This is a genomic window from Bacillus sp. FSL K6-2869 (assembly GCF_040869405.1).
Classification (GTDB): domain Bacteria; phylum Bacillota; class Bacilli; order Bacillales; family Bacillaceae; genus Bacillus; species Bacillus altitudinis.
The window spans coordinates 1,662,820-1,675,566 of the sequence record NZ_CP152035.1 but is presented as its reverse complement, the minus strand read 5'-3'; the positions used below and the strand labels follow the sequence as shown (position 1 = coordinate 1,675,566).

At 40.9% G+C, this 12,747-nt stretch carries 13 protein-coding genes; 1 reads left to right on the top strand and 12 read right to left on the bottom strand.

Going from position 1 to position 12,747, the window contains the following annotated elements; genetic code table 11:
* Nucleotides 1-3: 3 nt before the first annotated feature.
* From MHI58_RS08545 to MHI58_RS08495, 11 genes are read right to left on the bottom strand one after another with little or no spacing between them, the layout of a single operon-like run.
* Nucleotides 4-1,134 (bottom strand): nucleotidyltransferase family protein, encoded by a 1,131-nt coding sequence (locus MHI58_RS08545; protein ID WP_041090459.1) that lies wholly within the window; start codon nt 1,132-1,134, stop codon nt 4-6.
* The gene (locus MHI58_RS08540; protein WP_052472182.1) at nt 1,121-2,257 is read right to left on the bottom strand and encodes an aminoacyl--tRNA ligase-related protein; all 1,137 of its coding nucleotides are present in this window, start codon (nt 2,255-2,257) and stop codon (nt 1,121-1,123) included. Before MHI58_RS08540 ends, MHI58_RS08545 begins: the two co-directional genes overlap by 14 nt.
* Nucleotides 2,258-3,109, bottom strand: a complete 852-nt coding sequence (locus tag MHI58_RS08535) for an HAD hydrolase family protein (RefSeq protein ID WP_324657932.1) — start codon at nt 3,107-3,109, stop codon at nt 2,258-2,260.
* Between the two features lie 3 nt (nt 3,110-3,112).
* Nucleotides 3,113-4,195: an inositol-3-phosphate synthase gene (locus MHI58_RS08530; protein WP_041507279.1), complete on the bottom strand. Its 1,083-nt coding sequence runs from the start codon at nt 4,193-4,195 to the stop codon at nt 3,113-3,115.
* A gap of 24 nt (nt 4,196-4,219) precedes the next feature.
* Nucleotides 4,220-5,026 carry a histidinol-phosphatase gene (locus MHI58_RS08525; protein ID WP_057079537.1) on the bottom strand — a complete coding sequence of 269 codons (807 nt, stop codon included), beginning with the start codon at nt 5,024-5,026 and terminating at the stop codon, nt 4,220-4,222.
* Nucleotides 5,027-5,042: 16 nt separating this feature from the next.
* A complete protein-coding gene (locus tag MHI58_RS08520) occupies nt 5,043-5,816 on the bottom strand; it encodes an SDR family NAD(P)-dependent oxidoreductase (RefSeq protein ID WP_048001546.1) in 774 nt (257 codons plus the stop codon).
* A 14-nt stretch (nt 5,817-5,830) separates the two neighbouring features.
* Entirely contained in the window at nt 5,831-6,559 is a 729-nt protein-coding gene (locus MHI58_RS08515; RefSeq protein WP_368004408.1) for an SDR family NAD(P)-dependent oxidoreductase, read from the bottom strand.
* Nucleotides 6,556-7,545 (bottom strand): phosphotransferase enzyme family protein, encoded by a 990-nt coding sequence (locus tag MHI58_RS08510; protein WP_368004407.1) that lies wholly within the window; start codon nt 7,543-7,545, stop codon nt 6,556-6,558. The genes MHI58_RS08515 and MHI58_RS08510 overlap by 4 nt, the downstream gene beginning before the upstream one ends.
* A gap of 4 nt (nt 7,546-7,549) precedes the next feature.
* Complete coding sequence (locus MHI58_RS08505; RefSeq protein WP_052463351.1) at nt 7,550-8,101, bottom strand: AAA family ATPase; 552 nt, start codon at nt 8,099-8,101, stop codon at nt 7,550-7,552.
* Nucleotides 8,102-8,115: 14 nt separating this feature from the next.
* Complete coding sequence (locus MHI58_RS08500; RefSeq protein ID WP_368004406.1) at nt 8,116-9,150, bottom strand: hypothetical protein; 1,035 nt, start codon at nt 9,148-9,150, stop codon at nt 8,116-8,118.
* Nucleotides 9,151-9,155: 5 nt separating this feature from the next.
* Complete coding sequence (locus tag MHI58_RS08495; RefSeq protein WP_045034279.1) at nt 9,156-10,385, bottom strand: methionine adenosyltransferase; 1,230 nt, start codon at nt 10,383-10,385, stop codon at nt 9,156-9,158.
* A gap of 109 nt (nt 10,386-10,494) precedes the next feature.
* Here MHI58_RS08495 and MHI58_RS08490 point away from each other — a divergent pair, with 109 nt between their 5' ends.
* Nucleotides 10,495-11,577 carry a serine hydrolase gene (locus MHI58_RS08490; RefSeq protein WP_272511506.1) on the top strand — a complete coding sequence of 361 codons (1,083 nt, stop codon included), beginning with the start codon at nt 10,495-10,497 and terminating at the stop codon, nt 11,575-11,577.
* Here MHI58_RS08490 and MHI58_RS08485 read toward each other — a convergent pair.
* Complete coding sequence (locus MHI58_RS08485; RefSeq protein WP_368004405.1) at nt 11,574-12,743, bottom strand: hypothetical protein; 1,170 nt, start codon at nt 12,741-12,743, stop codon at nt 11,574-11,576. The genes MHI58_RS08490 and MHI58_RS08485 overlap by 4 nt on opposite strands.
* Nucleotides 12,744-12,747 lie beyond the last annotated feature (4 nt).

Genomic DNA, 12,747 nt, shown 5'->3' with positions numbered 1-12,747 from the left:
ACACTACTCCTTATGCACAGAATGCTTGTTAATATCTAAAGATCGATTAATATGAAAGAATCGTTTACGAATTGGTTGATTCCAAGTATGAACGACATCATTTGCATCCAGCACTTCGGATAAATAAGTAAGCGATTCAGGCTGAAGTGCATCCATGACAAGTTCAGGAATCGTTTGAGGAAAGACCTCATTCACATAATGAAAAGCAAAATAGACCATTTTTTCAAAGCCATACGCTTTCGTCTGGCGGACAAACAAATCCACATCAAGTAGGTCTTCCTTCATAAACATGCCATATATATCTAGCAGTTTATAAAGCAGTAAATCTTTCATTGACTCCACTTCATTTAAATAAATCGCTTCTTTATAAAAATGAATACATAGGAAAAGAAGCATATCCTCTTCTTTTAAAGACCATACAAGGTGCTCGTCAACAGACGTTTGAATTCGTCTAGACAGCATTTCTTTGACGATTGAATCCGTTCGGTTTCCTGTCATGAGGTCAACTGAAAACTGAACATCAATTTTATGACAATCAATAAAGCGGCAATCTGGTGTAGGTTTCATATAGGTGTAGGTTTGATGTGAGTTCATGATGAGGTAAAGGATGTCTTTGCGTTTGGCAGGTGTGACTGTCTCCGTTTCATAGTTCCAAGAACCTTGAATATAGCCTAATTCGTTTAATACGTGTCCAGTTTCTTGCAGCTGATCTTGTGAGATAAAGAGATCGTTGTCCCCAAATAAGCGAAGCCCAACATCACCGTATGCCCACTGGCCAATCACACTTCCTTTTACAATGGCATATTCAATTCCTTTTTGATCAAGTGCTTGAAATAACTGATTATTTAACTTGATATTGTCTCGAGCCGTTTCTAATTGACCCTTATACATAATCTCTAATGACTTTAAAAAATAAGTCGCTTTAAACTCTTTTCTTAAATGAATGGCATAACGTTTAATATTCTTCCACGCAATTCCTGCTGTCCGGTGAACATGCAGCATTCCGAGAATGACATTCCAGTCTTGCTGCTTATACAAAAGCTCCTGCATCTCTTCAATTTGACTCGCTTTTAAAAAAGGAGTGGATAAAGTGAGAGCTGTATGTTCTTCTTGAGTCAGATTACTTTGCAGCATAGCGCTCCTCCTTTAAATGAAGCATGTCTTTCGGCCAATCCTTTCGATTTCGACCGTATGTTTGTAAAAACACTTGAACCCAACGATCGATCCCAAATGCCGCACAACCTGAATAAAGCGGCAGACCATCTTCTCCGCTAATATGGAACCTTTCACAAAGCATCTCTCCGCAGTCGTTAAAAGAAGCGATTGAAACGTCTTTCTTTTCTGTCACAGCGACTAATTCATATTTGCTATTAGCCATTAATTGATAATTCGCTTTATCCATATCATCATAAAAGAAAAAAGGGTCATTTGCGGTCGTGACCTTTCCACTTAGACCAAGTTGATGAAAGCATTCCCATGTGTTCTCAAGGAGTGTTTTTCTCGTTTCATTGATAAATTCTTGATGACCAATAAAGACAATTTCGCGCATACTAAATTCTATTTTCCTGAGAGGGTCCACTTTCCAAGAGATTTCATGTCTAAAACATTGCCCCGTTGCTGTCATCATTTGATTGTCTGTATACGTCTTCCCTTCCCATTCCTCATAGCAGTGATAACAAATACACGGCTGTAAAAAACGGCCTGCCTGCTGGAAGTGTTCAGGCTGAAAACCATGATGCTTTTCTCGAATATCATCAATGATTTGATAATCATGAGGGATCTCAAAAACAGAATAAATATTTTGTGGAAAATTCGTATGATACTTACATTTTTCCATTAAATCTTTACTGATCGTCGAAGGGTATCGCCTTACTTTCGCTCCAAGTGAAATCCCTATATTTAAAAATAATTGATCAAAGTAGTTTGAAAGTTCCAATTCAACTTCATCATAGAAGGTTCTTTTCTGATCTTCCTCGCTTAGTTTCGAATGAACAGGCTCACTAGATAAATGAATATTTGATTTTATTTCTTTTTCACGAAATCTCCGCAGCTGTGCGATATTTGACGATAGATTCGAAAACGCAGTTGATATTGCCTCTTTGTCTCCCATTTTATCTACGGTTACTTCAATCATAGATTCCTCTTCGTTAAGAGCCACGTGCACAATATGAGCAGATAGAAATGAAACTCTTTCCATAAAATCCGATATCATTGTATCTTCTAATGCTTCTGGTAAAGGCAGTTGAAGGGTCCTCAACTAAATACCTCCCTTTTCATTGATAACGTGCGGCGTTTCAAATGATTGTAAAACTTTAAATAGATAATCAGAAATAGGCTCCTGTAAATGAACATCACTTAACTCAATCGCCGACGGATGACTATCTTGAACGGCTAGCCCCCACTTGGCCTTCTTCAGCATCAGCCTGTCATTATGACCATTTCCAAAGGCAATCACACGATCTAAATCTCCTTCTCCAAAACAATCGAATAAATAGTGCTCAAGCATGTCTGCCTTACAAATCCCTTTTGGAGATATGACTTGAGCATTTAAAAACTGGGCATCTGCTACGTCGCAATGACAATTTTTTAATTGTTGAGCAAGATCCACTTTTTCTTTTGGTAAAATAAATAGTTTTGTGACACGCTCAAAGTTGAATTCTTTCTTGTGACCAACCTCTATTTTTTCTCGTGGAAAGCTATATAGCATGCAGTATTTCAACTTAGCGCTTTTACTTGATGCCACGTGCTTCCCATGAGATTCCATGACAAATTCAGCTTTTCCATCAAGTGATGTGATGATCTGTTGGCATAAAGCTGCATCTACATACCGCTTCACCTCAAATGTTTTCTTTTCATGATGACAAATGACATTCCCATCATTCAGCAAAACATCATGATGAAATAAGGCGAGTAGAGATCGATCTAAATCCAGAGAGAAGAAAGAATCATAGGTTCTTCCTGTCACAATAATGGGTATAATGCCTCTTTGGCGCAGCATGTTCACTGCGCCATGGACATCACCAATAAGCTCGCCTCTGTCATCAATTAATGTTCCATCCAAGTCAAAAGCGGCAAATTTTATCTTGCGAAGATTGAGTTCCGCTTCCACTGGTTACACCTTTTTCAGCTCAGCATTTGCCACATATTCATTGAACAGACGTAATGATTCTGAATCAACTTGTCCAATTGGTGGACTCTTAAATAAGAATGGGCAGACGTCATGTATGACACCGCTGTGATTCATATCTTTAGCTGCTTTTGCAACACGCATCGCATTCGCAATGACACCAGCTGAATTCGGACTATCTTCTACTTGCAAACGAATTTCAAGTGAAATGTCAGAATCTAAAACCGAATTCCCTTCTAATCGCAGGAAGCAGACCTTATGATCCCCTAAGTAGCTGACATAACCATTTGGACCTGCTGCCACTTCACTGGCATCAATCCCTGAAGCGAACAATGCTTTTCTCTTCGATTTTTGCTTACTCGTTGATCTCATAGGGTTGGCTAGGTTTAAAAAGTCCGTATTGCCTCCAACATTTAGTTGGTACGTATTGGTGATATCAATCCCGCGGGATTTTAATAGTTCAATTAAGGCTGTATGCAGTGTGGTTGCACCTAAGTGACTTCTTAAATCGTCTCCAAGGAGCGGGGTCTCCGACTCTTCAAACATTTTGACAAACTCAGGATCATTTGCCACCGGTTCAGGTGTCGCATTAATAAAGGCTGTTTGAGCGTGTGCACACGCCTCTGCGTACACACGAACTGCTTCAAACGAACCTGTTGGTAAGAAGCAGACGAGTACATCTGCCTGAACATCTTTTAACCTTTGCGTCACATCATGTGTTTTCATGTTCAATGAATGTTCATGTGGTTGAATGCAGTTGGACAAATCTCCTTCAAGTCCATCACATAAAGGACCTGCTTCGACGGTTACTTGGAAAAACGGAACATCGATATGTTTCACTGCAGCTGTTGGTTTAGTAAAAATGGCCTCTGATAAGTCTTTTCCGACTTTATTTTGATCTACTTCAAAAGCTGCAACAAATTCGACATCAGATAACTGATAGCCTCCAATCACGTCATGCATAACACCAGAGGGCGTATCCATCTTTTCCTTAGCCAACTCAACAAATTGAACGATACTTGACGCACATGATCCCACTCCTGCAATTGCTACACGAACTTTTGTCATGTTCAAAACCCCTTTTTTATGAATTTATAGAGCCAATTTTCGCTTTTGACGAGATTGAAAAATACACCATTCCTGGTAACCTAATTCCTTCAGCGTTTGTTTCACTTTCAGCCAATCATCTGCCACGCGGGCGGGCTGATGAGCATCTGAGCCAAACGTGACATCCACACCATAAAATTTGGCTCGCTCTAATAGATCCATTGATGGATACCAGCCTCCGCAGTCTTTTGTTTTGCCAGAGGTATTCACTTCAATCACAGAACCACTCTCCGCAATGACTTTTAGCGCATCATCGACAGCTTCTGTTTTGAGATGAGCAATTTCTGGATAAAAACCTTTTAAGGCGTCAATATGACCCAAAACGTCGAACATTTGACTCTCAGCAGACATCTTAATCAACTGGTAATACGTCTCTTTTTCAATGATGGCTTGTTTCTCTGTTATTCGTTCCCAGCGTTTCCGGTTAAATAGGTCGTATCCATTACTGACATGAACCGAGCCAATGATATAATCAAATGGATAATGTCGATATACGTCTCGGTAGAGGGCTTCGTGTTCTGGAAAATAATCAGATTCAACACCTAACAGCACGTGAATTTTCCCCTCATATTCCTTTTTCAATTGCAGGACTTCCTCTACATATGATTGAAATTCACTCTTAGCCATCGCTACCCATGGTTTAAAATGATCGGCCTCTTCACCAAAAAACGGGGAGTGATCCGATATTCCGATAAATTCTAGACCTAGTTTGACAGCCTCATCGATATATTCTCTGATGTTTCCCTCCGCATGACCACAGCGTTGATGATGTGTGTGCAGATCAAATTTCATCAAAATGTTTACTCCTCTACATGGCAGTATAGCCGCCGTCAACCATTAGATTTTCTCCTGTGATAAAACTCGCTTCATCAGAGAGAAGAAAGATGACAGCAGATGCGATCTCTTCTGGATCAGCTGTTCGTTTTAACATGTGCATCCCTCCAATATCAGGGTGCTGATTTGCTTGATCTCTTGTCAACCCAAGTTCTTCCAAGTGAAATCGTTCGTTATTTTTGTTCCACACCGTACCCGGATTCACTGCATTCACCCGAATACCTGCATCCGCCAAATCCATTGCCATGCATCGCGTCATATTCACAACGGCTGCTTTTGTTGCGTTGTATGTTAAATATTTCGGCTGGGCAATATGACCTGAAATGGAGGCAATATTTACAATGGATCCTTTTCCTATTTTCTCCATGTAAGGTGACGTGTGTTTGACACATAGGGCTTGCCCCATAATATTTAAGTCCATGATGCGCCGCCATTCTTCAACAGTAGCTTCAAGGCCACGCATGATAAAAACGGCTGCACAATTCACAAGCATGTCAATTTTCCCAAAATGATCGACTGTTCTTTCTACCATTGAGACAATGGCTGCCTCATCAGCAATATCAGCTTCTATAAACAAAACATCATATCCGTTTTCTTTGAGCTGTTTTTCTGCTGCTAGTCCGTAATCTACATGGTGATCAGCAATGACGACTTGCGCACCTTCTTGTGCTGCTCGTTCTGCGACCGCATATCCAATCCCCTGCGCCCCGCCTGTCACAATCACTGTCTTTTCTTTCATTCCTCGCATGTAGCTGCCTCCTCTTACCACTGAAGTCTTTTACCGTCTCTTAGTAGCTCTCCTGTTGGTCCATCTCGGGGGAGCTGTGCCGCCCATACGATTCCTGATGCACCTTCCTGAACAGTTTTAACAGCCTCTGATGTCCCCATGTCCGTTTGTACCCAGCCAGGACAAACCGCATTCGCAAGAATAGAAAATGGCGCCCCCTCTAAAGCCGTGACTTTTGTCAGAACGTGCAAAGCCGCTTTTGACATCCTGTAGTAAGGACCGCTTTTTCCGTCACGCCTAACATCGTTTGAAGCGGAGATGGCGGAGAGCCTTCCCATGCCGCTAGATACATTGACGATTCGTCCATATCCAGCCTCTTTCATGTAAGGGAAAACCGCCTTGGTCATTCTAGCTGCGCCATACACATTGACATTCATCGTTTCTTGAAGTGTCGATACAGGAAGATCTAAAAAAGATGGAAAGGCGTCATCCATTATGTTGTCAAGAAAGACTCCCGCATTATTAATCAGCACATCCACTCTTCCGTACGAATCCTTTATAAAAGCCGACAGACGTTCAACCGACTCTTCGTTTGTCACATCCAGCTGGTATGGCACAACCTGCTCATTTATATCAGAAGCAGCAAATTCAGCATTTTCAATCTGCCGTGCTGTTAAAATGACAAGCATGCCATCTTGCGCAAGCTGTCTGCACACTTCTTTTCCAATGCCTCTATTTCCACCAGTGACAACAGCAACCTTCAAATCCTCATCTCCTTTTGGAGATACCATTCTTCTTTCAGCTGGCTTGATGCAGATTCTAGTGCTTCCAAGGACCAATCAATATACCAGTTCAATAAGTGAGGTGTGTAAGTATGCAGAAGTGTTAAATACCGCCCTGTCGGAATATATAAAAGTCTGATAAAACCAGATATAGAACGCCACTCGTTTTCAGATAGGTCATCGGCATATGCCTTTAAAAATTGAATCGTTTTCACAATATCTAGTTGAAATGTTCCCCGCTTGATTCTCGTTAATAAAAAAGCAGATATGGCTGCATCATAAATTCGTGGTCTATAACCTGCTGTATCAAAATCAAGAACCATGGCGAGCTTCTTATGACGGATGAGCAGGTTGCCAGAATGAAAATCACCATGTGTGACAGCATGTGGTAATGCCTCATACAGACTAGGATTTAGCAGCGTGAGTACATTCATCAGCTCCTGTTCATACACTTTAAGCAAAGAAGCAGCCTTATTAGAAGAAACGACTTTCTTTAATACACTTGCCGTCTTATCCAGTGTTTCGTCCGGTGAAGTTATCCAGTTTTTCAATTCACAGTTTGGGTTTACAGGCCCTTTCGGTAAGTTCTTTAATGAATGAAGTTGTCTTAATACCCGAATGGCTTCTTGTTCATCTGAACGATTTCCCATTTCATATGGCCTTCCTTCAAAATAGGGCCGCAACTGCCAAAAATGTTCTTTGAATAAAATGGTTTTACGACCGTTCTCTGCCTCTATCATTGGTTGAATCGGGAAACCATAATCAAGCAAAGCATCTGTTAAATCTTCTAAATATTGAAGCCACTTTGCATCATGATTTCTCGCACATTTTTTTAAGACAAAGCGGGTTTTAGCATCCTCTACAAGCCAGCCTTCATTAGGGCTTCTTCCGTTTAAAGGTGTTAAGCGGATTTGCTGTTCCGAAAACCAATATTTCAGGACATTATCAGCATCATCAGATTTCATCATGTCCTCACCCCTTTTTCTCAAGGTTTTTGATTTTCCTAAGTACCAGATCTGCTGCTTCCTGCTTGTCTATGCGCAGGCATTTCACACGTGATTCTTTTTTTAATTTATGAAAAAGCTTCTCGTTTTGATGGAGCACCTCTGGATACACATGAAAGGCATATGAGAAAAATTGGAGCGCATTACCTATTCGCTCCTTATTTCCATTCCAAAGTTTCTCCCTTGTCATGAGCCGCTTGAACGTCCTTTTCATGAGACGGGGGAATGTCTTCCTTCTCTTCACATCAAGCCATATGATCGTATCAGCATATTCAGTCAAGATATGGTGAACAGATGAATATTGACCATCAATCACCCATTTCTTTTGTTTAACAACTTCATGGACGTTATCGATAAACAACTTCCTATCTGTTTTTTTCCAGTTCGCTTGCCAAAATAGGGCATCGAGCTCATAGTGAGGTAACATGAATTCCTGTTTCAAGTGATGGGCAAGGGTCGTTTTTCCAGATCCAGGTGGACCAACAATCCATATTCTCTGGCTAGCTCCTTCATTATTCAAGTGGTTCCCCCCTGTTACAGAACACGTTCATGCTTTTGAATGTCGTTTCTCACCTTTGTTAACAGATCTAATGATTCATCCCAATTGAGGTTTTCAGTTAATTCAAATACTGGCACTTCGCTTGAATGAATGGACACATCTTCACATAACAGATCTAGTGATTCCTCCGAAAAGCCATTTTTCTTTAACAACTGGCCAAAAAGTGTATGTGCGGGAGTCAGCCTTGTGTCAGGTGTACGAAAATAGTGAATCATTCCCGCCATTGCTTCTACAGGTCCTGGTGACAGGTGAATGCCATTAAATCGAGTACACACGTTCGTTAAACCAAACCGCTTTTGCTCCGACAGCAGCATGTGTTTAAAAGAACCTGCTTTTGCCTCTTTAGGGTCCGTTGCACCGATAAAATCTTCTCTTAACATCCTCATAGGCTTCTTTGAAAAACATTCCATGACGATAATAGACTTTGCAGGTGCAGTGAACCACTCAATTTGACAAGGGTGGAATGAATTGAGCAGAAGCATCTGTTCTCCATCCACCTCGGCCTTTATGGCGTATGTGCCCGCACCTAGCTTGTCCACCTTCATGTTCCGTGTAAGAAGCTCTAAACCATATGGCGTAAGCTCTTCGTACTTTTGTAAAAATTGATGGCCTCCATATATGAAATGTTCCTTCTGTTTAAACTCTGGATATTTAAAGAACAGCATCTTTTTTGCCGTATCTGACAATTCACTCAGACCGTTTTTAGAGATTTTGTTCAGCATCCCATATTGTTTTTCTATTATTTTCTTTTCTTTCAAATATAAGGATGATATAACGCGCACGGCTCCTATTTCTACATCATGATTATCTAAGCGTAGGAGAAGTTCATCTAGTATTCGATCAAGCTGTACACCTTTATGGATACTGGTTAATTCAGGCTTTAGCATCAATAGAAGATGATGTTGATCCAATTGTTGGTGTTTTTCAATTTCATATGGATGAATGGTCACTGCCATTGGTTCTTTTGTATGAATACATGCATGAACGGCATCAATGACTTTTTCTTTCATCCTTATTACCACATTGTCACGCCTTTAAAAATTAAATCTTTTGTCACATCGCCCATCGAATGAACCGCATTCATGACAATGTCTTCAATTCTCTTTCTATCCACTTCATTTCCATCCCACTGTTCAATACGGACGGCAATTTCATCAGGGTTGTGGAGCGGTGCTTCTTTTGAAGTAAAGATATGCACTTCTGTTGGCTTTTGAATGGTCTCAAAAATTTGATCTGCCAATCGTTGCGCGAGCACTCCATACAATTTCCCTGTATGATCAAGCGGGTTTTTACCAGCCGGCGCTTCAATACTCATAGACCGCATTGGGGTGATCAATCCATTTAATCGATTTCCTCTTCCGACAACACCTACATCGCCTGTATCTGCTACAGAACCAAGTGCTGTTAAGTACGGGCGACCATTGCGATCTGTTGCGTTCAGCATAAGATCAGGGGTAAGTCCTAACGTTTCATGAATATAGCGTGCGATTTGATCCTGGCATTCTTTTTTACGGGCAAAATATTCCTCAAGACTATGAATATCTTTTGCTAGAAAAGGCATGTTTACTATGAGTTTGAAATCTTCATGACGTCTGCTTCCAAATATTTTCACATCCCAGCCGGTATCTGGGTTCACCTTTTTAAATTCTGGTCCATTCACATAACGCTCTGTATAGAGAACTAGCTTCTCAAGACGGCTTAACGGGGCATGAGCATGCAGTAAATTACAGTCATTTGAAACAAGCTTTGGATCACCGATCTCGATCATGTCTGTTTCAACCATCGGACGATATCTTGAATTTTTACGGCCTGCCCCTTGATGATCAACAATCCGGCAGTCGATGACGAGATGTTCGTCAGCATCAAATCCGGTCGTCACCTCTGATAACACATCTTTGGCTGCATCGAAAAGAATCTTTTTAAGAGGAATCGGCTCATCACCGTATGCGTATGCCCCTTTTCCAGCAAACACAACTTGATAAGGTTTGACCATTGTTCCTTTTCCGTACGTTACATCAGCATCTCCGCCAAGAAGCATGACTTTGTCAAACCAGTGGTGTGCTACTCTGCCGAAATGCTCCATGCAATATTGAGAATAGTATTGAGAAGCTCTTTCTGCGATGGCGTCACACATCGTATCTGGATGCCCTACTCCTTTACGTTCTACAAGCTCATATGGAATTTGTTCGATATCCTGGCCATCGCCTTTTAAAATATCAAGAATGGTTTTTTGAATTGTTTTCATTATCAATCGCCCGCTCTCTTTTAAAATATAAAAATATTGATCCTTTACCTTAAAACAACATGAAACATTTGGTAATATATATATATTCTGTATGAAAGAGGTGTCTATTTTGATCAATGAATCGATCCTACAACGCTTGCAAGATACAACCACTGACATGAAGAAGTTATTGAATCAACATCAAATTCCTGGCTGCTCTATTTGTATTTCTCATGAAGATAAGCACGTTTGGTCGTGGCATGAGGGCCTAGCTGATATTGAAAGCGGCACCCCTGTTACAAAAGACACAACCTTTCGAATTGGTTCAGTGACTAAGCCTTTTACTGCAATGGTCATGATGAAAATACGAGAGGAAGGATTGATTCAACTCGATGAGCCTATTCATACTTACGAACCTTTACTTTCTTTCATAAAAAGTCACATGTCTGAACCAATTCCACTCACTTTCCGAATGATTGCCTCTCATATCTCAGGCCTGCCCAAAACACTCGATAAAGCAACTCATCTGCGAGATATGACATTAGCTCAGTGCATGGAAATACTGACTATTTTTACACCGCCTTGGTCTATCATCAATTATTCCAGTCTTGGCTATTCAATTTTAAGTAAAGTACTAGAAAAAGTGAGTCAACAGCCATTTAGAGAATTAGTGCATACCCACATACTAGAACCGCTCGATTTGCAGCAAACTGGATTTATTGAAACAGCATCGACAGCCAAAGGGTATACCCTTTCTTCCTCTGGTCTTTCCGGCATATCCTATCCAAGTGCTGAAACACCATCTTGGGAGGACGGTTCAAGCGGACTATTCTCTACAGCAGACGATTTGATTCGATTCATTCAAGCTCAATACGACGGAAACCGTCTGCTTCATCAGCATTCGCTAAAAGAAATGCAAAGCCCCGTTATGGTTGAAGAAGATTTCACTAGAGGTGTTGGTCTTTCATGGTTTTTGAGACCTTTTAACGGATTCACCTTAGCTGAACATAGCGGAGAAATTAAAGGCTTCACCTCCTATATTGGCTTCATTCCAAAGCGTAAATTAGGTGTTTGCATTCTCTTAAACTCTGACGAAAGGCTCGCACGGCCGATTGCTGACATGCTCTTTCAAATCATGCTGCCAGCAGATCACGAACAGATAAAAAAGCGTGAAGACCGGCTCAAACGAATGTTTAGACAATCGTCTCTTTAAATGGAACTCACTTTTTTGTTTAATAGATCTGGAATCGCGTCCTGGAGATACCGCGGATCACCCTCTAAATAAAAACATGGCATATTGAATAAATGATGGATCAGCTCAGATGCCTTTTGTTCAAGAAAGGTATCTGACACATGCCGAAGGCCGAGCCAGCCTTTTAAATAGTCAGGATCTTCTGGTTCTCTTATATTGGCGACCATGATATCTTTTGCTCTCTGATCATCGTTTTTTACTGGTACAAGCCTGATCTCACCTGAACCTATTTTGAGTGAAGGAAAAATCACCATATTTACTTTCGTAGAGCTCCGAATCGTTGTTCCTGTCATGTCAGCAGCTTCTTTTGGTGTAATTTCAAACTTACAGCCGCTCGCCCATTTTTCTTTTGCCTCTTCCTCTGTTGATATGGTTTCATCCCATATTCTTTTATCTTGAGACCGGCTGAATTTTTTGTTTTTCAGTTCCTGTATATTTGTTGTGGCTTGGACGGTTCCTACTCCAAGCGCCAAGCACATCGGCCATCCATACACAGTAAGTTCCTGATCTTCAAGCACTGAAATAGAACGATCGTTTGTGATAAAATCTGCTCCCCCATGATGCAAAAACTGCCACATAGTAGTTGACTTCCCGGCACCTTTATCGCCAATAATGAGCGCTCCTTTTTGGCCATCTTCAAAAGAGACAGCCGCTGCATGCGTAAAGCATCCACCTTGGTTTTCTAATGTTCTAAGGGCAATTTCTCGAACGATTCGCAGTGGACAGCGTATCGCAGATTCATTATTGTTTTTTCCAATCACAGCATAACGCCCTTTATTGACCGCCACACTGTGCGGCTCGTCACCTTCATGCGAGGCAAACAATACTTGATCGTCTAATTTCAATCGTTTGTAAGTAAACTTCCTTTTTGCTGTAATCGTTTCACCCTTTTGAAAGCACGCATTGCGAACGGACTGTTCAAGGTCAGGATCAATGATAAACCGTATATCAATCTGTGAAGACATATCCCCCACATGGCTGTCTGGTTCTTTCGGGATATAATGTTCGATATCTTCAATTGCCAGCGATTCGGTTGATAGAATGTTAAAATGAATACCTGCAAACACAAATGATTTTTCATAAGGAAAATCGTTCTTTGGCTTTTCAAAAAGCGCTTTTATCTCCATATAG

What these genes read in the sequence shown, in the direction of transcription:
- MHI58_RS08520 (WP_048001546.1), bottom strand. Translation starts at nt 5,816, where the DNA reads ATGCGAGGAATGAAAGAAAAGACAGTGATTGTGACAGGCGGGGCGCAG.
- MHI58_RS08495 (WP_045034279.1), bottom strand. Translation starts at nt 10,385, where the DNA reads ATGAAAACAATTCAAAAAACCATTCTTGATATTTTAAAAGGCGATGGC.
- MHI58_RS08485 (WP_368004405.1), bottom strand. Translation starts at nt 12,743, where the DNA reads ATGGAGATAAAAGCGCTTTTTGAAAAGCCAAAGAACGATTTTCCTTAT.
- MHI58_RS08525 (WP_057079537.1), bottom strand. Translation starts at nt 5,026, where the DNA reads ATGAAATTTGATCTGCACACACATCATCAACGCTGTGGTCATGCGGAG.
- MHI58_RS08510 (WP_368004407.1), bottom strand. Translation starts at nt 7,545, where the DNA reads ATGATGAAATCTGATGATGCTGATAATGTCCTGAAATATTGGTTTTCG.
- MHI58_RS08545 (WP_041090459.1), bottom strand. Translation starts at nt 1,134, where the DNA reads ATGCTGCAAAGTAATCTGACTCAAGAAGAACATACAGCTCTCACTTTA.
- MHI58_RS08530 (WP_041507279.1), bottom strand. Translation starts at nt 4,195, where the DNA reads ATGACAAAAGTTCGTGTAGCAATTGCAGGAGTGGGATCATGTGCGTCA.
- MHI58_RS08500 (WP_368004406.1), bottom strand. Translation starts at nt 9,150, where the DNA reads ATGAAAGAAAAAGTCATTGATGCCGTTCATGCATGTATTCATACAAAA.